This is a genomic window from Acinetobacter tjernbergiae DSM 14971 = CIP 107465, assembly GCF_000374425.1.
GTDB classification, from domain to species: Bacteria; Pseudomonadota; Gammaproteobacteria; order Pseudomonadales; family Moraxellaceae; genus Acinetobacter; species Acinetobacter tjernbergiae.
On sequence record NZ_KB894365.1, the window covers coordinates 1 to 23,638 of the forward strand.

The window sequence follows — 23,638 nt, forward strand, 5'->3', positions numbered from 1 at the left end:
CCAAAAATTCAAATTATGGAATCAGTGGCTTAAACAGGATTCGGGTTAATATAAGTATTTCTAAATTAGAGCTATAGAAATCTAATGATTAGTTTTTCAAAATTTACAAATAAAAAATGCAAGCATTCATGCTTGCATTTTTTATTTGTAAATGAATCTATTTAACGTGTATCCCACACTGAACTCATAGATAAAGCACATGTTGTAGCGCCTTTAGCCCAAAACTTTTGCCCTTGATCATTAAGACAAATCACACCATTGCCAAATTGATGAGTACCACTTTTTGGAGTCGCAACTAATAACCAACTCCGTACATTAGCACTTGTAGATGTTAAAGGAATACCATTTACATCTGTCAAAGCAATATCATACAATGGCTTATTTTGCGGTATAGTCGAGCTACCATAAGCATTTAAAACAGTTCTACCTGCATAATTATAATTCGCTAATTTATAATTTGCTAAATTTCTTGCAATCACTAGCATTTCAGACTGAGCATCCACACGCTGACTACGGATCTGATAAGCAGTATAAGATGGATATGCAATTGCGGTTAAAATTCCAATAATTGTCACAACAATCATTAATTCAACTAAAGTAAAAGCTTGCTGATATTTCATTACCAATCCTCTTTACCCGTTACTGTTGTTCCGCAATCAGTGTATGTTACATTTGCCTTTGTTTTATTCTTACATCTAATCCCTGTGCTCGTCATTAAAAGATCATAATTTCTAACATCAGGTGAACTTGCTTTGATAACCCAATTTCGACCACGAACAGTTGGTCTTGGTGGTGTTCCCGTATCTACAGCTGTTAATAACTTAGTAGTATCATCTGCATCACGAATGGTAATTGTATATTTAATCCCATTTACTGTTGCTCCTCTTGGTAGAGTAACAGATGCCATGGGACTACTTTCATTATATAAATAACCAGTATCAAATCCACGATAAGTAAAATTTTTGGCTTTATGGCGTGCTAACTGCTCAGCAATTTTTTGCATTTCTTGCTGAGCCATAGATGCATCGGATCGCCTTATATATTCCTGATAACTTGGGATAGCGATGACCATAAAAATTGTGATTATAGCCACGACAATCATAAGTTCAATTAAGGTAAATCCCCTTTCAGATTTTCTTTGGGAAAAATTACTTTTAAACAGAGCAATTTTCCCAAAGTTATTTGACGTATTGATTATTTCACCCATTTTTCATACCACCGAGTTGGATTAATAATCGAATCACACCCCCATTCCCCAACACCTTTTAATGGACCTGAAATAGTTTTCCCCGAACAAGATGATGACGTGTTTGTCTTAGGAACTAAAGCAACTCCACGAATACCTGTACCAATCGGGTTAGCATTACATTCTGCTGCACCATCTGCACAGTTTTGTGTTGTAGTTTGAAAACCAGAATATTGCTCCATACCACTGCTACCACTATCAACTGTTCCATCTGATTTAATATACACACCAAATGGTAAACCATATAATTGGCGATCTGTTTCACCAACAACTCTTGGTAGACATGGATTCTGTGGCGCGATACCCGTTCCTTGAGGATCATAAACAGGAATAACTAAGTTGCCAGTAATCGCAAGTGGTTCCTCAAATGCTTTCATCCCTCCAGCTATTCGTCTAAGACCAGTTGAAGTCGTTGAAACTTCTGTACCATCACTTTTACTTGATAGTGAGCGATACCAACCATCTTTTGTTGCAGTTGCACCAATAAACACCGCAGGAATATTACCTGTTAATGTCTGAGGGTTCTTTTGGAAAGTAAGTAAGGTTTTATTCTGTGATAATAATGTTGGTGATCCACTAATCAAATCACTTTTAATAAAATCACGATCAATGACACCATAGACATTATTAAGTAATCGATCAGTAAAGGCATCTTTAGGCAACATACCATCACGACCAATTAATGGATAGACATCTAATGGGGTACTACGGTTCCCTGATGCAACTCCAACTAAAATAAACGTGGTGGAACCTTGATCATGAATTGTAACTGTAGGCGCCTCATAAAAACGAGGATTCTTACCATCAGCCAATCCTGTTCCTGTAGCTGTGGTTGCAAGATTTGCTAAACGAACTACTCGTTTACCTAAATTTGCAGCTGTGGTACCCGAAGTATTGTTGAGATCCGCACGAAAAACCTGACCACCTAAATCGCCAAAATATAAATGATCAACCAAACCATCTGCATCTCTATCAATAACACTGATACGGCTAACAATACTATGCTTCATATCAGTATTTGTTATATTCGCACCTGATGAACTACTTGCCCACCATAATTTATCGCCAGTCTTAGCATCAATGATATAAATTGCATTACCTTTAGCTTCTGTACGGTTATCACAACTAGCATCAGGATAATCTGTTGGTACGTTCACGCCACTTACATTGGTATATGACAACACTTTTCCAAACTCAAATTTTGGATTTTCGTAGCATTGATCATAACCGCCACCGACAATCATGACTCGTTTAATTTGATTATTATAACGAATATTAGCTAACACAGGCTTAGACCAAGACTGCCCCATGCGTGAATAAGCAGATTGATCAGCACCTACTCTAAAAAGGAATTTTGGCGCTTTAGGGTCCAAAACATCTAATCCATAGTAACTACTACCGCCCATTCGCAACCCACCATATACGTTCATTTGGCGCGCTTTAACAAGACTGCTTACTCCAGCAGAAGCTGACTTCTGTGTAGTGTATGCAGCATCTGCAACCCATGCGGCATCAACGCCTTGAACAGGTGCATCATTATCATCCTGACCTTTTACTAATGCTTTAGAGTTGACAGTATTACGTAATAACTCGGCAGGAACAAAAACCATCTGTTCTGCGCCTGTCTCACTATCAACAATATGCAAACCACCATCCATCGTGCCATATAAAACAGACTGACTTCGTGTACTTGTTAACTTACCAGTTGAATCTAAAGTACCTGAATAAGTCAATTGAACTGGATATGAGTGAATACTACCTCCCATCGCAAGGTTAGGAGCATTCGGGGTAATCAATGAAGTAGGTAAAATGGTTGCAGTCTCATCTAAAGGAACACTGTATCCCAAATAATTTAATAGTTTTTGTTTAACAAGTAATGGGAAATCTTTTAAACCTAGCTGAGTTGAAAATTTACCTAGTACATATGAAGCAACATTCGTGTTTGGTAATGGACCCTCTGGAATACGTAATAAACTAGCACCATTATTACTAATACCTGCCAAGGTTCCACCACTTGTCACAGCAACATCCGTAAATAATGTTCTTAATGCATTTGGTGTTGCTGTTAACGCATATTCTTTTGGTTTTTTATTTAGATCTTGATTTTGTCCCAAGATCGGCATTGGTACCCTTGAATATGCTCCACCTAAATTAACAATACCACCATCATCATAACTTGTATTTTGATATACAGTTGCATTATTCCAAATATCTTTAGTATTTGTATTAAAACCACCATCTTTATTATAAACAAGCGTAGTACCATTCACAGAAGTAAATGCACCAGTATTTGTTCCAGTTAAAGCAACCTTATATTTTTTTAGATTACCTGACCATATTACTTTATTACTTTGTGGGTTTGGCTCTAAAGCACGTAAATAACCATGTGGCTGTAAACCTGTTGGATCCAAATCATCTACTGGAACAGAAATTGCACCAGTAGTTAATGGCTCTAAAGGCGCTTTACCTAGGTTATTAATAAACGCAATTACACTGTCGGTAACTCCAGCAGCACTTTGTGTTGGGAAAAATCCACCATTACCATAACCAGGATTATTAACAGCATAAGTTCCTTGGCCTGGCGAACAAGCATCATCACTCGTCCGATCACTCTGAGTACGAGAACTCACTCGACAAGCATTTCTAGCATCATCTGCACCACTAGTAGCGGTTAAGTTATTCATTACAGAACCGAAACCAACGAAGGCTGTTTGAATAGAAACACCTGTAGGGTTCTTTGTACCATCATATAATTTCTTTGCAAACTCCCCCATACAATCCCAAGCAGAGTCACTACCTGTATTACTTAAACCACCAGTACAACTAAAACCCGTACCATTGCTACCTAAAGCTTTTGACATCACTTGTGTAGCTTCTGATGTACTTGAACTATTCGCAGCACCATCTGATAAGAAATAGATACCTTGACCATCACATGAAACCCTATCAGCAACTGCTGGTAATGGTGATTTATATATGGCATTAACATCAGCTGCTGTACGGTCCGTTACAATATCTGGATTTGAAGTTGTATCTCGACTTTTTGATTTAGGAACACCACTATTTGCATCCGCAATAATCTGATAAAGCTGAGATTCATTTAACCTATAAATAATCGTTTGATTTGTACTAGCACCTGGGTTGTTGGGTACCGAAGTTGGATTCGTGGAGTCATATGAGGCTAGTGCTGGCTGATTAGTCCATACGGGACTGGTTGCGCTGGTTGCAGCAAAGCTTGGGTCAGTATAACTCGTGTTTGATGCTGCATTCCAAGTAGCACAGGTTTGAACATAAGAGCCAAAGTTAGTAGCATTAAGTGCTGTACAACTACTGTTAAAACTATAAGTATAAGTATATTTCCAACGATAGTTAGAACTTGAAGTCCCTGTTCGTTGGGTTGTATAACTACGAATTAATCTTTGTTTTTCTACCGCAATATCTCGATATACCCGATTTTCAGAATATGTTGAGGTTCCCATTAGATAAGCTGCTGCTTCAGCGAATGCATGTGCAGATGGCGTACCCTTACTCGCCACCAAACCTGCAACAGCACTTTTTAACGCCGTTCGCTGCGTAGAGCCAGGAGCTCCTAGCACCTTCGCTGCGACTAAAATCTCACCTGTTGAACCATCACCAGTCGTTGTTCCTGCGTCATAACCTGAGAAATGCCCCAAACCCACACGAACATTATCTAATGTTGGATTATTACTATTTAAGAAAGTGAACATACCATCTTTCAGACGAGTCAATCGGTCATAACAACGATAACCGCCACCACTTTGAACCTCACAGCCTGAAGAAGCATCTTTAACCTTCGCATTTGTTGTACTTGCTGCTACTGAACAATAATAACGTGTGTAGGATGGCGTAGTAGAGCTTGTCGCTGAAGTTACACTACAAGAACTACTTGTTAAACCGTAGTCATCATACAAGCTATAACCTGAGCTGAGCGAATATCCCATCGAACCTGATGTATCCAACATCATGACAATCGTTTTTTTGCCTGCAGTTGGTACAGCATAGATTTGCATATCGCTTGCTTGTACTACTGAAGATGCAACTAACATCGTTCCTGTAAACGCCCATGCAAATGACACACCATATTGAATATGATGAGTGTGATTTTGGGAATTTAACCTATTTTTTAGTTTTTTCATCATCATTCTCCCATTTTCATTAAGGTGCTGGAATCGGGGCAGCTATTTGCTTATCACGTTGGCGAAGAACTATCTCCTGTACCTGTGTATTCACTGGTATACCATAGCCAGTTAAGCAATCTGCCATTGTTTTTTTACCAGCAACATCCTCATCAAGAGTGTCATTGATATACCCTACTGCTGTAGCTGAACCGATACACTCCGCTTGTACAACTGCTAAGTCTTCTGTTGAATAATTTGGTAAGATCGAGGTAATCGTAATACGGACTCGAGAATCATCAGCTTTACTATTTTTTACAATAGAGTTTTCACTTAAATCAGAATTACGTTCTAAATAAGCACCAACTCCAGCATTTGCGGAATCTGTTGGTATTCTGACTGCAACTTGTGTTACGACTGCTTCACGAGCACTACCAAAATCTTGTTGTAAATCACAAAATCCACTGCGGTTTGATTGGGTCGAATCAATTGTTGCTTTAGTGTCAGCAGCTGCTGTTTGTGCAGGAGGAACTAATATTGTTGCATCAAATGCAGCACCCATTTGTTGACCAGATGTCGGTCTATAACAGAAAATAAACTCTTTACCAGGTGCATTTTTATGTTCTAAAAGTGCCGCACCAATAACAATGTCTGCTTTTTTCAGTGCATCATATGTAGCGACATTCAGAAACTGGTTTGTTGGAGTATCACCTGTTTGAACCAACAATTGACCAATCTGGCTATTGGTAGCAATATTTAAAGATGTCATAGCTGTACGAATAGCAAGAATTCCCATAATTGTGATGAACAATAATAAAATTAACATCACAATTAACGTAGCTCCTCGTTGTCGACGATAACCTAATCTCATATTCTCTCTCCTAGTGCATTACGGAGCGCAACCGTTGTCGTATACACACGACGAGCATACTTGGTAGTTTTATCTGTCAAATCAACATTCTGGTTCAATACATCTATTTTTTTAGAAAGATCAATCGCTGCATTTTTTGTGTTATCCAAAGATCTGACTAATACCGCAAACTTCACAGACACGATTCTCGGTGGAATACCAGGAGGTGTCGTTGCTCTTGCGCTAATAGCAAGTTGACGATATTGATTAATTGTATAATAAGCAAAATTTCCAGTTGCTGAACGCGCACCTAACTGAATCGTAAAATGATCAACACGTGGAATAATCATTTCACCAGCATCCCCAAAACCTAATAATGTTGTTGGTGTAGAAACAGCAGCAGTCCCTACAGGAGTAGGTGTATTGGCATCACAAGCTAAGCCATAATCAACTCCTGAAGTTGCGGTTGCAGGATCACGACGTAAAAAATAACGCTGAATAACATAATCACGAGCTTGTACATTTGCACCTTCACAATTCACCATTGCATTCGGAGCAACAAATTGAATTGTTAATTGGTCACTTTGTATATCTACATTCGACAAACCTTGCCATTGATTTTGAACAGAGCTCACTGCCTCACCAGTTCCAACACTATGACTTAGTAAACCTTGAGCAATAAATGGTGCTGATGCTGGAATAGGAAGATTAGTATTTGTTAATACTCCATTATTTGCAGTAAGGACTATGCCACCCCATGGAGTTTGCTCATTCAATTCAGGATTGTTCGTATTTGCATAGTTTGCTAAACGTATATCGCGAACAATATAATCTAAACCAAAAATACCACTATTCTGTAATTCATCATTTGCTTGTTGCATACGTGATGATAAGAGACTGCCTGTAAACAATTGAATCGCTGCTGCAGTAATCAATAAACCCAACGCTAATGCGACCATCAACTCAATTAAAGTAAAACCTTGTTGGCTGGAGTAATAATTGTTTCGCTTAAGAAGACTATTCATTTTAATAAGCCTCCATCATCAAACACTTAGAATTGCTAACGTATATACCTGCTGCTGACATACACTGACTAATATTAGCCGTTGCACCACTAACACTTAATGCTGTATCACCCCAAGCCACAAAAAGACATTGGCGCTGAACGGGTGCCCCAGCAGTTCCTGGGCATGCTGTCATAGTAATATTCATACCTAATTCAAATGCTGTTTTAGCCGCAAAATAAGCATCATAAGTCGCAATTTGTACTGGAGTACACATCACTGCAGGATTGAAACAAGATGTTGTTGGTGCAGTAGGTAGAGCGGTTATATTGGTATAATTACGCACAGCTGCTGGATAGTTTGCTTGTCCAGTAGAGTTTGCACGAATACTTTCCGCAAGACTTCGTAAAACCAACACTCCTTGAGAACGCGTTAAAGCCTCACTTGAAGCATCTATCGCTCTGAATTGCAAAATACTATACCCCAATACCCCAACAGCCAGTAGCAGCAAAGAGACTAGCACTTCCACAAGGCCAACACCTCGTTGATTTTTTCTATTTATCATATACATACACCCGTACTTTTTGCTTGGGTCAAATTACCTAAACGAGTTATTGTTATTGAATACTTATTTCCAGAGCTACAGATCTTGAAATTCTTTTCCGCAGCAATGCCTCCAGTTGCATTAAATAGAATAAAAGAAGCACTTGTAGATTCAACATTAATTTTAGGATCAAGATCAACTAAAAAGACACGGTTATTTAAAATCTCTGCTTTTTGAGCCGGTGTTAAACTAGCGACTGGCGGTAAACCACTTGTTGCTGTGTATTCCGGTATAGCTGCTTGTGCACATTTATCTTTAGTAAAATTTGCATCTGTTGCTAACTTACTTGGACATACTGCAACTGTTGATCTCAACACCGTTGCTTGTGATCGCCCTTGATTTAAAACAGCCATAAAATCACGCGCCGATGTATCAAGTTTTTGTCTGGTCATCATATTCCCAAATGAGGGCGCAGCCATGATCGTTATAATCACGACAATTGATAATGTCACCATCAACTCTATTAAGGTGAATCCTCGATTTGTCCCCATCGCTTTACACCTAAAAAAACTTTTCCTTATAATAATATTAAACCTATATCTTACAGAACCAATACAAAGCAGATAAGAAACATAAAAAAACGGATAGAATGTAATCTATCCGTTTTAAGTTCACATTTTTTTATAAGAATTAGGCTTGTATCACCTGTATACGAAGTTCTTTCGGGAGACTAAACGTAATATTTTCCTCCCGTCCTTGCAACTCTTTAGGTGGTGTTGCGCCCCAATCTTGCAAACGTTGAATAACTTGCTTAATCAGAATTTCAGGTGCAGAAGCACCCGCAGTCACACCGATTTTACTCCCAAGATTAAACCATTCTTTTTCAAGCTGATCTGCATTATCAACCAAATAAGCGGCCTTCCCCATACGTTCTGCTAGCTCTCGCAAGCGATTTGAATTGGATGAGTTCGGTGATCCTACAACTAAGACTACATCACATCGTTCAGCTAAATCACGGACTGCATCTTGGCGATTTTGGGTAGCGTAACAAATATCATCTTTTCTTGGTCCTTGGATTTTCGGGAACTTCGTTCTCAAAGCATCAATGACCTTTGCAGTATCATCAATCGACAATGTTGTTTGCGTTACAAATGCCACTTTCTCTGGATGTTGAACAACCAAAGCATCAACATCTGCTTCATCTTCTACCAAATAAATCCGACCACCACTCGATTTATCATATTGCCCCATCGTACCTTCAACTTCAGGGTGCCCCTCATGTCCAATCAAAATTGCTTCAGTTCCCTCTCTTGCATATTTAGTTACCTCAATATGCACTTTGGTCACTAGAGGGCAAGTCGCGTCAAAAACTTTTAAACCACGGCGATCTGCTTCTTGTTGTACCGCTTTAGACACGCCATGCGCACTAAAGATTACAATCGAATCATCAGGCACTTGGTCAAGCTCATCTACAAAAACTGCGCCGCGCTGACGCAGATCATCAACCACGAACTTGTTATGGACCACTTCATGACGCACATAAATTGGCGGATTAAAACATTCTAGTGCCCGATTAACGATTGCTATAGCACGGTCAACACCAGCACAAAAGCCTCGTGGATTGGCCAACACAATTTCCATAACATCCTCTCTTATCACCTGAATATTTATGCCAAACTATTTCGTTTAATGGCACGCTACACTACAATAGCCAAGATATTTTATCATATCAGGAAAAATATCATGTCGGGTCTATTGTTTGTCGTTTCTGCGGCATCAGGAACGGGCAAAACATCTCTAGTTAAAGCCCTACTCGATCGAGTCAGCAATTTACATGTTTCTGTCTCACATACGACACGTGGTCAACGTTCTGGTGAGCTTGATGGTGTTCACTATCATTTTACCAACACCGAAACTTTTTTAGACCAAGTCGCACAAGGTGGTTTTATTGAATACGCAGAAGTATTTGGTAATTACTACGGAACATCTCAAGCCAAAGTACAAGAACAACTTCAACAAGGGCATGATGTACTACTCGAAATTGACTGGCAGGGTGCTGATCAAGTTCGTCGACTTTTTCCTGAATCAAAACAAATTTTTATCTTGCCACCAACACAATATGATTTAAGGCAACGATTATCGAATCGTGGTACAGATTCAGTTGAAGTGATTGAACATCGTTTAAGCTGTGCTGTGGAAGACATGCGTCATTTCGCAAACTTTGATTACATTATTATTAATGATGATTTCAACAAAGCTGTACATGATTTAGAGGCAATTATCACGGCAAATCGCTTAGTTACCTTACAGCAAAGTGCTCGTCATCGGCAGCTTATTGAAAACTTAATTACTCTACATCGTGAATAACTTGAGTCTTGCAGAAAAGCCTTTTATACTATTTAGTCTTTCAAATGTGATACTCAAACGAGATAACTTATGGCACGTGTAACCGTTGAAGATTGTTTAGACCATGTAGATAACCGTTTTGAGTTGGTACTTGTCGCGAGTAAACGTGCACGTCAATTAGCACGTCAAGGTATAGAACCTACTGTAGAATGGGATAATGACAAACCAACAGTGGTTTCATTACGTGAAATCGCAGCAGGTCATGTCACTAAAGAAATTTTGAAACAACGTGATCAAGATTACCAAACATCAAATCTTGATATGGTATTGTCATCGAACTCATTAAATTTAGAAGGTTTTACTTTTTAAGTAAAGTTTTCTTAGCTTAAAAGCCCATTGTGAATACACTGGGCTTTTTTGTTTAGTTTATTAACAAAATAAATTTTATATTGGTAAAATCAATATGATTCATTGAAAAAAATTATGAGTTTTTATAATGAACAAATTGACAATTTTAGCAATTTGCTTTTCATTAGAAGCTCAAGGTATTCATTACTGAATTTATGTTATAAAAGGTGTTTTATGCCAGGCGAAGAGGTCAGCCAAGCCAAGCAGCAGCTCAAAATCATTATTGAAGCCTATCTTAAAGATAGCGACATTCAACACGTGCTTGCTGCCTGTGATTTTGCCGATTTAGCACATAGTGGCATCACTCGTAAAAGTGGCGAACCTTATGTTCTCCACCCAATTGCTGTGAGTTGTATTTTGGCACACATGCGTCTTGATGCCGATACACTTATGGCAGCCTTATTACACGATGTCATTGAAGATACTGAATTTACTAAAGGTGAAATTGGCGAAAAGTTTGGAGAAGTCGTTGCTGAACTAGTTGATGGTGTCACCAAACTCAGCCACTCTAGCGATAAAGAATATAACAAAGCTGCTTCATTCCGCAAAATTCTACAAGCGACTTTACAAGATCCGCGTGTCATTATTATTAAACTTGCAGATCGCTATCATAATATGACCACATTAGGTGCGCTACGACCAGACAAACGCGCACGTATTGCTCAAGAAACCTTTGATATTTTTGTACCTATGGCACGTCTTGTAGGCATGAATGAGATGGCAGATAACTTAGAACACTTATGTTATCAAAATCTTGATTTAGACATGTTTAATGACGTACAAACAGCACTCTTAGAAACAAAACCTAAACGTTGCGAATATCAAACAATTTGGGAGCAAAAACTCTCCGAGTTATTAAAAGCCTATGATTTAAAAGGTCGTATTAAAAAGAAAAATAATAATATTGAATTGCTACGTCACTTTGTAAAAAGTGAAATAGACCTAAATGAACTTAGCCACAGCCATGCCTTTGAAATCATCTTACAAAGTATTGCTGATTGTGATCGTTTAGTAGAAGCTCTAAAAGCAAACTTTCAAGTTTTACAATATAAAGATTATATTCGTCGCCCCTTGCCTGGTGGCAACCAATCCTTAATGATTAAACTTAAAGGTGAAAAAACAACACTATCGCTTACCATTCAAACTGAGCTTATGCGTAAAGCTGCACGCTTTGGTGTGGTACTTGGAGAGAATGCTCCTCAAGCATGCCGCTCAGCAATTCAAGCTTCAATGCAGAATTTAAATACCCTTATTGATAGTGATTGTGCAAAAACCACTTTTAGCGATTTACTTGATTACTTACATCAAGAAAAAATTTGGGTGTATACCCCTCACGGTCAATTACATGAACTTCCACAAGGTGCAACGGTTGTTGATTTTGCCTACTCAGCTAGTCTATTTTTAGGAAACCATGCCGTTGGGGCAAAAGTTGATGGAGAAATTCGCCCACTTTCAACCCCACTCCATAGTGGTCAAGTGGTTGAAGTCATCACAGATGTTCTAGCAACACCCAATCCAGATTGGCTCAGTTTTATTAATACGCAAAAAGCACGTCGTGCATTACAAAATATGCTGAGAGAACAAGATATTGATGAACAGCGTTTAGTCGGACAACAAGCACTCAATCGCGCATTAAAGTTATTCAATCGCTCAATCGACGATCTCTCTCCTGCTGACTGGATCAGCGTTTTAGAGTGGCGACATTTAAGCAGTAAAGACACGCTATTTGAACAAATTGCTGTTGGCGATCTTTTACCGCAATTGGTTGCTAATCATCTATTTGCACAAGACTATCAATCACAACATCATGAAAATTCTGACCGCTTAATTCTGGGTACAGAAGGAATCGATGTTAAATATGCACATTGCTGTAATCCTGTATTAGGTGATCCAATTCAGGGCCATTTATCTCGTCGCGGTTTAATCGTACATCGTGCTCGCTGCCGTAATTTATTGCACGAACAGCATCTACATCCTGAAAATATTATGCCTCTTCATTGGCAGTCTGAAGAAATCGAGGATATTCGTTTCAGTGCTTACCTTTGTATTCATATGACAATGAACGATGAGCAAATTTCTGACTTGATTTACCAATGCCGAAAAGCAAAAACAGGGGTAGAAATGGTTCACTCACAAGACCAAAAAACCTATGTCAATATCGTGGTCAGCAATCGAAATCAAATTGCTAAAATTATTAGAGATTTGCGAATGCACTTTGGTTTTCCTCGCATTGAGCGCTTAAACATACCGATTGCTCAACCCGAAGTAGCTAAAGTCAGCTAACAGCTTAATCAGGCATTTTGTACTCAAGTCTCAATTAGGAAAATTCTATAAAAATAAAATACCAAGAATCATTCTAAACAATAGCGACTAAACAGTATTCAACCGTCTTGCGGTTAAATTTTTGTGTTAAAGTCGCATTGTTTAAGATAGAAACAATGACATAGGAGAGCTTAATGTCACGTCAAGTTATTCATACTGAACACGCCCCTGCTGCTATCGGAACATATTCTCAAGCAATCCTTGTTGGCAACACGCTCTACCTTTCAGGTCAGATTGGTTTAGACCCATATAGTATGGAACTTGTAGAAGGCATTGAGGCTCAGATTCGTCGTGTATTCGACAATCTTAAAGCAGTATGTACAGCTGCGGGTGGTAGCTTAGCAGACATCGCTAAATTGAATATTTTCCTTACTGATCTGTCTCATTTTCAGCTCGTTAACCAAATTATGGGCGAATACTTTGCTCAACCATATCCTGCTCGAGCAGCCCTAGGCGTAGCAAGCCTACCTAAAGGTGCTTTAGTTGAAATGGATGGAATTGTTATCATTTCGATATAAAATTAAAACCTTAATTATCAAATAGATAAATATTTAAAAAAATACTACCGATCAGGTGGTATTTTTTTATTCAAATTCTCAATAAGAATACATTCGCTATTAGAATGAAATTCATTGACAAACGATAACAATTATCAATAATATCAATTATCGCATTAATATTTGTGGATCACTCCCATGTATGTTTGTTTATGCCGTGGAATCACAGATCAAGATATCAAAGACGCTGTTGCAAACGGTGCTGAAAGCTATCGTGAAATTCGTGATTTACTCGACTTAGGCACTTGCTGTGGTCGCTGTGCACCTGAAGCACGTTCAATTATTAGCGATGAGTTAGCAGAAATTGCCGCCCGTATTTCTGTTGCTGCCTGATTTCTCCAAATTTATAATATCTATATCTTTAATTTTCGGTTTACGACTCCGCCGCTTCTTGTAGAACTTTAACCATTCCACATTTAAGCGGTTTTTTTATGATAATAATTATTTGTCTGTGAAGCTTAAAACACGCATCATATTTCTGATTGTGATTTTCATTTGCCGTTCTATAAATTACTCGCCAGATACCGATTTGTTGATTAAAATCATATAAATTGCCTTAACAACTAGGGCATCATTTGTTGTTATGGAGTAAATGCAATGAAAGGCAATCGTGAAGTTATTAACCAGCTCAATCAGGTGCTTTATCACCATTTAACTGCAATTAACCAATATTTTTTACACTCGCGTATGTTTAATGACTGGGGAATTGAACAACTTGGTTCTGCTGAATACAAAGAATCAATTCGCCAAATGAAGCATGCAGATAAAGTGATTGCGCGTATTTTATTTTTAGAAGGCTTACCAAATTTACAGCACCTAGGAAAATTATATATTGGACAACATACAGTTGAAGTCTTGAACTGTGATATCCGTAAAGTAAAAGAGAATATCGAAGCGATCAAACAAACCGTTGAACTCGCGGAAGCAGAGCAAGACTATGTTACTCGCGATTTGGTACAAGAAATTTTAGAGAAAGAAGAAGAATATTGGGACTGGCTCGATACACAACTCGACCTAGTTGAAAATGTTGGTATCGAAAACTACATTCAAAGCCAAATTTAAACTTTAGCCATTAAGCTCCCTACTTTAACTTTATAACAAGGTCAAAGTAAGGAGCTTTTTCTTAGTGCTTTGTTCTATTATTTAATTCGAAAATTTCTGCTAAACTTATTTTTTGCTTATGCAATTGCTGCAATACAAATAATTGCTGCTCTGCTTCCACAAGCTTATGATTATAAACAAGCAATTGTGCATATTTTTTTAGATTATAAGGTGTTGCCTTATTCTTAACCATTTCCCCAAGCCGTATCAAATCTGAATCTGACATAGATGTTTGGGGCTTTAATGCAACCCAATCTAAACGTTGCTGAAACTGCGTCAACAACATAATCCTAGAACTCCCCAAAATCTTTTCAGTCGGTTGCTGACCTTTAAACACTAAAGGGCTATTACATTGAAAAAGCCTATAATCTCTCCAAACAATCAATAACACGACCACAGCAGCCAGCCAAACACAACGAATTACACTGCGAGAAATATTGATTCCCTTTAAATTAGGTGTTTGCGCTTGAATGAGTCCTAACAAGAAACCCATCGGAAATAAAAAGTAGGCATAACGCTGAGGGAACTCTAACATTGCATGAATTAAAATTGCAGTTACCATCAAAATTGCCACAACCGAAATGGTATCTTTTGCATTTTTATGCAACCAGAAGAGCCAGATTAGTATGTAGCCAATAATTAAAATGCCAAGAGGAATACCATTCCAAACAAGAACATCTAGCAAAACATTATGTGCGCTGTTAAACCAAACATGTACAGTATTAAAATGAATACTCTCAACAACAGCGATACTCGTTTGGTTCCATCCATAACCAAACCAAGGTCGCTCGAGAATTGCGTGTAAAATTTGTGCCCACATCCCAAGCCGTTCATGCCCAGACCCAGCACGCTGAGCAATTGATGCGGTATGAACAACATCTGCGCTTGACGCAATTAATTTTGTTATAAACGGTAAGAAATAGGCTGCTATCAAAAAGTAACTACCCGACCATAACAATAACTTATAAAAACTAAATCGTGGTTGATTTCTACGCTGTTTATAAACCCAATAACCGAAAATAAAAATACATACAATCCAAGGCGTTCTAGACTGACTCAGGCTAATTGCAAATAAGATAGATAAGCTTGATGGAATAAGCAGCCATAAAGATGCTTTATGCTTTTCATATAAGAACAATGCACCCATTAAACCTATAATCAAAAATGTAGCTAAATTATTGGGTTGACCAAAATTGGCATATGGGCGGTTGCCTTTGAGCTGAATAACCCAATTAAAGTTTGACTCTAGATTCAACCATTGAACAATCGCAATCAAACTACTTATAAAAGCAACGCTCAGTACGATATAACTCAACCCTTGCATAGAGCGTTGACGATTTTCAGATGTAGAGGACAGGTTATATCCCATCGCCACCATGACCCAAAAACCAAATAAATATGCTGTACTCAATAAGGCAACACTAAAATCAGAGACCAGACCACCACTCCATTGCAACAATGGGATAAAAGCAACTGGCAATATATAAAGTTGTAGTTTGGGTATCTGAATATTTCGATTGAGAAAAAGCGTAAATAGCGTTAGCGCAGCAGCGAAAGTTGCCAACTCACTGGAAAAGGTGACCCAGGGATAGGTGTGAAATGGTGATAGCCAAGCGAAACTGATTAACAGCGCAGCAATTACTAAACATAAAATTTTCATATTCAAATAAAAAAAAGAGCCTGATCTAATTATACATCGAAGCTCTTTTAAACAAATTTTATTCATCAATAGAATTCAGATCTATTTCCATGGGCGCAAGTCAACTATTTTAACCACCTCACCTTTTTCTTTATCAATTAAAACTGTCATATCGACAGCATTCGCCTTTAATGGGACGAAAGCATCTGCCTGTGGATATTGCCCCAAGATTTCTTGTACCAATTTTTTATCATTATATTTATACAACTCTTTAATATTTAAAGCTTTTTTCTGCAACTGCTTCCTCTGATTAATTAATGGTGAATATAGATTAGGGCGTTGAGCAATATCAACACCAGAAAAAACTGCCTCAAATGTTACTTTATTATTTTCTTCCACATCTTTCGGAGACGTCGCTGCAACCCATTGAGGATAGAACCAAGATGGATTTTGATACGCCTGCTGTGCTTTTTTAATATTACGGTTATCTATATCATTCACTCTTACGTTATCAAAACGATCTACATTGAAAACCAACCAAGCAGGACGCCCTTGTGAAATAGTCCACAATCCATAACCCAAAGCAGAAATTTGCAATAAGACAATCACTGTTAAATCAAAAAGTAGCGTTTTCTTACCTTGCTTATAGACAAGCAATGTCAATAAAGGTCCTAAGATAACATCTATCACCAGCATCATTAAAAAAATATGCGTCACACCGACGGCTTTTGCTAGCGGTGATGGATACCAAATAAAAAAAACAAGCCCAATAACCAACAAAGCGACACTGATCGAAACCAATCCATGAATCAAAAATGCTTTAATACGCATAGACATAACGAGTCTTAATGCTCCATTATTAAGATAAGGTATTTTATGCTTTAAAGTGGATAGCGACAATTACTTGGGATATATTTATATGCATTGGTTGAACGCACGCCACAACCCCAAACAATCGGCTGCCCTGGCATAATGGCAGCGCTCGGTCGAGCAGAACCATTTACATTTCCAGAACCAGGTGTAAGCACAACATTCGAATTTAGACTAGTATTGATTAATCCACTATACTGAATTTCAATCCGCCCCTCATTCATAACAGGCGTCGCTAAACTAGTAACACCTGCAATACTAATGCTGCTCACATTTTCAGTTGGCGTAAATTGGAAAAAATATGATCCCGGAAGATTGGCGCCTGTGCCACTATAGGAAATAATAGTACCACTGATCATATATCCCAATGTTTCAACCACAGCCAGCTTAGCTTCACTCGCAAGCACTAATCCTTCTGAAACTTTAGTTCTGACCGTATAATTCTGATAAGCAGGAATTGCAATAGCTGCGAGAATACCAATTATCGCCACCACAAGCATTAGCTCAATTAAAGTAAAACCTCTTATCGCTTTCATAAGCTTATTTCCCTCTATTCTTTAATTATTTTAATACTACAATTTTAATGCCAACTATATTATTATTTTATAACAACAACTTAAAGCATACCGACCAATGGTTAACTAACAATTATTGTCAAAATATTACAATTTACTCACCGATCTTACCTTTCCTCTGATCAATAAAAAACGCATCCGAAGATGCGTTTTTTATTGATCAGACTAAATATTAGTTTACATAACGACAGTTAGCAGGTACATATTTAAATGATGCTTCTGCGCCAGTTACTAATGTACAACCCCAAACTACTGGAGCACCTTGAGCAAGAGGAGAAGCAGGTATACCAGTTGTAGCACTTTGAACAACACCACTACCAGGAATTAAACGAATAGTAGAAGCCAATGAAGTAGCTAATTGACCAGCATAAGTAATTGTAATAGTACCATCATTAGCCACTGGCGCAACTACGTTTCCAACTGCTGCAATTGCGATTGAAGCAACGTTTTCACCTGCTGTGTATTCATAACCATAAGAACCAGCAACTGATGCGCCTGTACCAGCATAAGCTGCAATAGGACCAGTATTACGAGTTGCAAATGTTTCAGCAACAGCAGTTTTAGCAGCATTAGCCAACGTTAAACCTTCTGTTACTTTTGTACGCACCGTATAACTTTGATAAGCTGGGATTGCAATTGCAGCCAAAATACCAATAATCGCTACAACGATCATTAATTCGATAAGAGTAAAACCTTTTTGCATTGATTTCATAACATTTCTCCAATGGTATAAATTTTTATAAGCCTTTTTTCAGCTACTTTGTATTTAGCATGTTCTATGCCAATCCTTAGCTTAGCCAATTTTAACTCAAAAAAACAGAGACTTAAAAGAATATTATTATTGGTGATAAACAACCCAATTATTCCAATATGTGACAATATGTGACAATATTCGTCATCTTTCACGACTAATTTTCAACTTTATCACCCATTAAGCATGATTTTTATCGAAGAGAGCTCAAATTGAGCGACATAAATCACACAAAAAATATAGCGATTCATTCAACCGCTCATCGGAAGATAAAAGGGCATATTTTTACAAATGATAAATTATGGAGCTTTCTTTATGCACATATCTGATACAAATCAGTCAATCAAAGTTGATTAACTGATAAACTTCTTGTTAATTTAAAATAATAGGTTCATTAGGTAATTCATTTTCATAGTTATTTTTATTATTGATCAAATAATGATCTAAAATTTGCCCAATCTCATTTACGCCATGATTTACAGCTTGCAAATATTGTTTTTGAGCCAATAGCCTGACGATGCCTTGACAGATTTCATTCCAAGTTTCAACTTGGGTTGCATTCTTTAAACCACGATCAATTACAATTTCGACTTTATGCTCACAAAGATTCAAATATAACAATACGCCACTGTTTAGCTCTGTATCCCAAACACCCAGTTCAGCAAAGAGTTGCTGCGCACGTAATCGTGTATTTTGATGATAAGCCTGTGAACATGGTATATGTCCTTCTATCACAACCTGAATCTCGCCGACATGACCATGTTCAGCTTGTTGTACTACTTTAGCAATCTCAAGCCGATCTTGTTTACTGAAATAGCGATGTGCAGAAGAAACATAAAAGAAATGTTTAAGCCAACGTTTTAAACTTGGCTCTACAGACTCATCTAGTTTTGGCTGGGTAATAATCTGTGTTGTATCTGTCTTGGTTACCATGAGCCTGATGCCCCCCCTCCTCCAAAGCGACCACCACCGCCACTATAGCCACCACCACGACCTCCTCCAAAACTACCACCGCCTCCACGCCCCCCACCAGATAAGAAGGCTTGGAAAATCAGTTGAGCAAGTGAAGTAATGAGTAAAAAGAAAATACCAAACCCAAGCAATACGCTCATGACCAGACCTGCACCATTCAACAGACCTGCTGCTGTCGCAGTTACACCAGCCGTGGCAGCACTTAAACGCTTACCGACAATAAATGAACCCACAACACCTGCGATAAGGATAAATAACGCCATTGAAAGGGTATTATCCTTGGCTTGTTGCTCCCGTAATGCTTGTTCGTGGCGTTCTTTGAGTTCCTGAGCTGCCTGTTGTGCGATTTCTGGGTCTAGATTCACAATCCGAGTAATCTCATCTAAACCAGATGAAATGCCTTGTGCATACTGACCTTGTTTAAACAAGGGGGTGATTTGATTACGAATAATACGGCTGAGAACCACATCAGGTAAAATGCCTTCGAGACCATAGCCTGTCAAGATTTGAATTTTATGATCATTTATTGCAATCGCCATTAATAAGCCATTGTCTCGTTTGGCTGAACCGAGTTGCCATTTTTCACCCACGCGCAGAGCGAAATCAAAAATGGATTCTTGTCCTGTCGTTGGGACAATAATCACCCCGATTTGGGCTTTTCCTTGTTGGTAAAGACTTAATATTTTCTGATTAAGCTGCTGTATCTCAGCATCAGTTAATATCTTTGCCTGATCAATAATGGGTTGATTTAAAGTCGGTAGACCCCGTATGGATTCACCATCTGCCATATCATGAGCAACTTGTGGTAAAGCTGCTGTTTCAAAGTTTTGGCGATTATTAGATGTCGTTGAGGTTTGGTTTTGCTGCTGTTGGATGATTTGAGTTGCAACAATCGTATCACTTTGATCAGTCGTTGTAGTGCTCTCAGCCCAAACCGTATGCTGAAGAAATAGTGTTGCCAAAACAATCATTAAAACAGGTAAAGCTTGTTGTTTCAGATATTGCCTATACACCCTTAGCATACGACCACTCCTAACAGTCCGATCTTAATTAAATGATACTGTTGGTGCTTGCTGAGCCGACTGTTCCGCTTTAAAGTTCTCTTTGGTTTTCATTCCAATCACTTTTGCCGTCATCGCTTGTGGGAATTGACGAACATAGGAGTTATAGTCCTGTACTGTCGTAATATAACGATTACGAGCAACGGCGATACGATTTTCTGTCCCTTCCAATTGTGCTTGTAAATCACGGAATTGCTCATTGGCTTTGAGATCAGGATAACGCTCCTGCACCATTAACAAGCGAGACAATGCCCCTGTTAATTGGCTTTGTGCTTGTTGGTATTTTTCAAATAGCGCTGGGTCTTCCAAAACCTCTTTATCCACCTTTAAACCCGCAACATTAGAACGTGCTTGTGTCACCTCGACCAACACTTGTTCTTCATGTTTGGCATAACCTTTCACCACATTGACAAGATTTGGAACAAGGTCAGCACGTCGTTGATATTGGTTTTGTACCTCAGACCATGAAGCAGTTACGGCCTCATCTTTCACTTGCAAGGTATTATATCCACAACCCGTGAACAATAACGTGCTTGCCAACACAGTTGCGAGAGCGGTTTGTTTGATCATTTTCATAAAAAATTTACCCTCAAATCTTTCTTTATATTTTTGCAATAATTCATTGTAGTAAGATTTTTTGTTTGCTGTGTAACATTTATTAAAGTTGCTTGGTCGCCATTTAAATAAAAAGGACATCACCCAACAATCTTGAGTAATGCCCTTTTTAGTTTTCTAACGCAAATTAGCTATATCGTGTTGAGACTGTCTCTTCTTGGAAACTGACCATACCGTACTCATCCGCCATACGTGCTTTCCAATAATTCACCAACTTCGTATAGTCATGTTTCGCAGGATGAAAATCCGCTTGATAATAAGATAGATATTCAGGAATCAGTTGAATAAACATTTTTCCAAGCAAATACATTCCAAATAGATTCCCTCCGATTTTCGGCAAACTTTTCCACTTATCTTGCCAAATCAAACGTGACGTTGCATAAAAGGTTAAACTTGCAAACCCTGTAGTCACGCTACGCATCAACAGTCGACGAATTCGGTCATCACCATAGACTTCTTGATAGACATCAAAGGCAACTGAACGATGCTCAATTTCCTCAATCGCATGCCAAACCCAAAGCTTCATCGCATCATCATCTAAGGTACTTAGAATTTCTGGATGTTTCAAAATATAGCCTCCCAACATCGCTGTAAAATGTTCAAAGGCACAAGTTAAAGCGAGCTGTAATTTGGGATGAATATTTCGAAGCGCATCATCACGCTTTGCAAGCCAAGCCTGAAAACGATCAAGATTGTAATCTTCTCTTCGCCACGCATCATTAAACTCGGTATGCGCTTTAGAATGCATCGCTTCTTGCCCAATAAATGCGGCGATCTGGGCTTGCAGCTGTGGTTCTTGAACTTTATCTCTTGCATTCCGCACACTATTAACAAAATATTGTTCACCGATTGGAAAGGTCGAGGAAAGTGCAGTCAAAAGATGTGACATCAAAGGTGAATTGGCAAAATAATGTCGTTTAATTTTTTTTGGATTAAACTGCAAACGGCGTACCGTAATACCCAAAGCTTTTGGGCGATTTAAATAGGTTTTTTCAGCATTCACATTTGCAAGAGCCATCTTTATTGCCTACACAATTTTCTGATTGGTCTTCGAGTATCATGCTGAAAAATGATCAAGGACAGGGCAAAAAAGCTTATAAGATTTGCTAAAACTACCAAAACGATAATGTGTAAAAAAACAAAACCTGCATAAAGCAGGCTTTGTTCAAATACGATTTACAGGATGTTTAGTTAAACACCAAGGTAATCTAAAATACCTTCAGCAGCTTGGCGACCTTCCCAAATTGCAGTCACAACAAGGTCAGAACCACGCACCATATCTCCACCTGCGAAGATTTTTGGATTAGACGTTTGGAATTTAAATTCTTGTTGTTCAACCGCAACGACACGACCTGAACCATCCAAACCGACATTTGCAGAACCGAACCAATCAGCAGGGCTTGGACGGAAACCGAACGCAAGCAAAACAGCATCTGCCGGCAAGATTTCCTCAGAACCTGGAATTGGTTCAGGGCTACGACGACCACGGCTATCAGGCTCACCCATTTGCGTAGTGACAAACTTAACGCCTGTGACTTTGCCATTTTCACCCACAACCTCAATAGGCTGACGGTTGAACAGGAATTTAACACCCTCTTCATAGGCATTTTTCACTTCACGCGCAGAACCTGGCATGTTGCTTTCGTCACGACGGTAAGCACAAGTCACATCGTGTGCGCCTTGACGTAATGAAGTACGGTTACAGTCCATCGCAGTATCACCACCGCCAAGAACAATCACTTTCTTACCATCTACGCTGATGTATTCGCTTGGGTCTTTTTCCCAACCTTGGCAACGATTTACGTTAGCAATTAAGAAATCTAAGGCATCGTAAACGCCATCAAGGTCTTCACCAGGGAAACCACCTTTCATGTAGGTATAAGTTCCCATACCCATAAAGACTGCATCATATTCCGCAAGGAGTTGTTCAATCGTTACATCAACACCGATTTCAGTATTTAAACGGAACTCAATGCCCATCCCCGTGAAAATTTCACGACGACGCTTCATCACATCTTTTTCCATTTTAAATTCTGGAATACCAAATGTGAGAAGACCACCGATTTCAGGACGTTTATCAAATACAACTGGTTTCACACCACCACGCGCAAGGATGTCTGCACAACCTAAGCCCGCAGGACCCGCACCAATGATCGCAACTTTTTTATCTGTCCATTTGACGCCAGACATATCTGGACGCCAGCCTAAAGCAAACGCGGTGTCATTAATGTATTTTTCTGCATTACCAATGGTCACTGCACCAAAACCATCATTTAAAGTACATGCACCTTCACACAAGCGATCTTGTGGGCATACACGACCACATACTTCTGGCAAGGTATTGGTTTGATGGCACAGTTCAGCTGCTTGGAAAATATGACCTTCCGCAATCAACTTTAACCAGTTTGGAATGTAGTTATGTACTGGACATTTCCACTCACAATACGGGTTACCACAACCTAAACAACGGTGGGTCTGATTCGCAGCCACTTCCGCAGTAAACGGTTTATAAATTTCCACAAACTCTGCTTTGCGGACAGTAATATCTTTTTTCTCTGGATCTTGGCGTGCTACATCCAGAAATTGAAAGTCATTATTGAGGCGTTCTGCCATGTCTCTCTCCGTGGGTAGGCGCAGTGAT

General features: G+C 38.7%; 23 protein-coding genes. 6 read left to right on the top strand and 17 right to left on the bottom strand.

The window, feature by feature from the left end:
• Positions 1 to 161: 161 nt before the first annotated feature.
• From C502_RS0110555 to ispH, 8 genes are all read right to left on the bottom strand, one after another.
• Complete coding sequence (locus C502_RS0110555) at positions 162 to 620, bottom strand: type IV pilin protein (protein WP_018678794.1); 459 nt, start codon at positions 618 to 620, stop codon at positions 162 to 164.
• A complete protein-coding gene (locus tag C502_RS0110560) occupies positions 620 to 1,207 on the bottom strand; it encodes a type IV pilin protein (RefSeq protein WP_018678795.1) in 588 nt (195 codons plus the stop codon). The genes C502_RS0110555 and C502_RS0110560 overlap by 1 nt, the downstream gene beginning before the upstream one ends.
• On the bottom strand, positions 1,195 to 5,403 hold the full coding sequence (locus tag C502_RS0110565) for a pilus assembly protein (protein WP_023274751.1): 4,209 nt from the start codon (positions 5,401 to 5,403) through the stop codon (positions 1,195 to 1,197). The genes C502_RS0110560 and C502_RS0110565 overlap by 13 nt, the downstream gene beginning before the upstream one ends.
• A 19-nt stretch (positions 5,404 to 5,422) precedes the next feature.
• Positions 5,423 to 6,253 (bottom strand): pilus assembly PilX family protein, encoded by an 831-nt coding sequence (locus C502_RS0110570; protein ID WP_018678797.1) that lies wholly within the window; start codon positions 6,251 to 6,253, stop codon positions 5,423 to 5,425.
• Positions 6,250 to 7,257, bottom strand: coding sequence for a PilW family protein (locus tag C502_RS0110575; RefSeq protein ID WP_018678798.1), 1,008 nt, complete (start codon positions 7,255 to 7,257; stop codon positions 6,250 to 6,252). Before C502_RS0110575 ends, C502_RS0110570 begins: the two co-directional genes overlap by 4 nt.
• A gap of 1 nt (position 7,258) precedes the next feature.
• The gene (pilV, locus tag C502_RS0110580) at positions 7,259 to 7,801 is read right to left on the bottom strand and encodes a type IV pilus modification protein PilV (protein ID WP_026315783.1); all 543 of its coding nucleotides are present in this window, start codon (positions 7,799 to 7,801) and stop codon (positions 7,259 to 7,261) included.
• On the bottom strand, positions 7,798 to 8,331 hold the full coding sequence (locus tag C502_RS0110585; protein ID WP_018678800.1) for a GspH/FimT family pseudopilin: 534 nt from the start codon (positions 8,329 to 8,331) through the stop codon (positions 7,798 to 7,800). Before C502_RS0110585 ends, pilV begins: the two co-directional genes overlap by 4 nt.
• 139 nt (positions 8,332 to 8,470) lie before the next feature.
• Entirely contained in the window at positions 8,471 to 9,421 is a 951-nt protein-coding gene (gene ispH, locus C502_RS0110590; protein ID WP_018678801.1) for a 4-hydroxy-3-methylbut-2-enyl diphosphate reductase, read from the bottom strand.
• Between the two features lie 102 nt (positions 9,422 to 9,523).
• Between ispH and gmk the strand changes: the two genes are divergently transcribed.
• The 6 genes from gmk (at position 9,524) to bfr (ending at position 14,475) form a co-directional block, all read left to right on the top strand.
• A complete protein-coding gene (gmk, locus tag C502_RS0110595; protein WP_018678802.1) occupies positions 9,524 to 10,147 on the top strand; it encodes a guanylate kinase in 624 nt (207 codons plus the stop codon).
• 69 nt (positions 10,148 to 10,216) lie between these two features.
• A complete protein-coding gene (rpoZ, locus tag C502_RS0110600; protein ID WP_018678803.1) occupies positions 10,217 to 10,495 on the top strand; it encodes a DNA-directed RNA polymerase subunit omega in 279 nt (92 codons plus the stop codon).
• Positions 10,496 to 10,708: 213 nt separating this feature from the next.
• Entirely contained in the window at positions 10,709 to 12,817 is a 2,109-nt protein-coding gene (locus tag C502_RS0110605) for a RelA/SpoT family protein (RefSeq protein WP_018678804.1), read from the top strand.
• A gap of 173 nt (positions 12,818 to 12,990) precedes the next feature.
• Positions 12,991 to 13,374 (top strand): RidA family protein, encoded by a 384-nt coding sequence (locus C502_RS0110610; protein ID WP_018678805.1) that lies wholly within the window; start codon positions 12,991 to 12,993, stop codon positions 13,372 to 13,374.
• A 177-nt stretch (positions 13,375 to 13,551) separates the two neighbouring features.
• Complete coding sequence (locus C502_RS0110615; protein WP_004660183.1) at positions 13,552 to 13,746, top strand: bacterioferritin-associated ferredoxin; 195 nt, start codon at positions 13,552 to 13,554, stop codon at positions 13,744 to 13,746.
• Between the two features lie 264 nt (positions 13,747 to 14,010).
• A complete protein-coding gene (bfr, locus tag C502_RS0110620) occupies positions 14,011 to 14,475 on the top strand; it encodes a heteropolymeric bacterioferritin subunit Bfr (RefSeq protein ID WP_018678806.1) in 465 nt (154 codons plus the stop codon).
• Between the two features lie 61 nt (positions 14,476 to 14,536).
• Here bfr and C502_RS0110625 read toward each other — a convergent pair whose 3' ends face one another.
• The 9 genes from C502_RS0110625 to C502_RS0110670 form a co-directional block, all read right to left on the bottom strand.
• Entirely contained in the window at positions 14,537 to 16,174 is a 1,638-nt protein-coding gene (locus C502_RS0110625) for a PglL family O-oligosaccharyltransferase (protein ID WP_018678807.1), read from the bottom strand.
• Between the two features lie 81 nt (positions 16,175 to 16,255).
• On the bottom strand, positions 16,256 to 16,990 hold the full coding sequence (gene tfpZ / locus C502_RS0110630) for a TfpX/TfpZ family type IV pilin accessory protein (protein WP_023274749.1): 735 nt from the start codon (positions 16,988 to 16,990) through the stop codon (positions 16,256 to 16,258).
• A 44-nt stretch (positions 16,991 to 17,034) separates the two neighbouring features.
• Entirely contained in the window at positions 17,035 to 17,559 is a 525-nt protein-coding gene (locus C502_RS0110635) for a pilin (RefSeq protein ID WP_018678809.1), read from the bottom strand.
• 211 nt (positions 17,560 to 17,770) lie between these two features.
• Positions 17,771 to 18,301, bottom strand: a complete 531-nt coding sequence (locus C502_RS0110640) for a pilin (protein ID WP_409360634.1) — start codon at positions 18,299 to 18,301, stop codon at positions 17,771 to 17,773.
• Positions 18,302 to 18,721: 420 nt separating this feature from the next.
• Positions 18,722 to 19,282, bottom strand: a complete 561-nt coding sequence (locus tag C502_RS0110650; RefSeq protein ID WP_018678812.1) for a TPM domain-containing protein — start codon at positions 19,280 to 19,282, stop codon at positions 18,722 to 18,724.
• A complete protein-coding gene (locus C502_RS0110655) occupies positions 19,276 to 20,343 on the bottom strand; it encodes a TPM domain-containing protein (protein WP_018678813.1) in 1,068 nt (355 codons plus the stop codon). The genes C502_RS0110650 and C502_RS0110655 overlap by 7 nt, the downstream gene beginning before the upstream one ends.
• 24 nt (positions 20,344 to 20,367) lie before the next feature.
• Positions 20,368 to 20,958: a LemA family protein gene (locus C502_RS0110660; protein ID WP_023274748.1), complete on the bottom strand. Its 591-nt coding sequence runs from the start codon at positions 20,956 to 20,958 to the stop codon at positions 20,368 to 20,370.
• A gap of 166 nt (positions 20,959 to 21,124) precedes the next feature.
• Positions 21,125 to 22,015, bottom strand: coding sequence for a metal-dependent hydrolase (locus C502_RS0110665; protein ID WP_018678815.1), 891 nt, complete (start codon positions 22,013 to 22,015; stop codon positions 21,125 to 21,127).
• Positions 22,016 to 22,188: 173 nt separating this feature from the next.
• A complete protein-coding gene (locus tag C502_RS0110670; RefSeq protein ID WP_018678816.1) occupies positions 22,189 to 23,610 on the bottom strand; it encodes an FAD-dependent oxidoreductase in 1,422 nt (473 codons plus the stop codon).
• Positions 23,611 to 23,638: the final 28 nt, after the last annotated feature.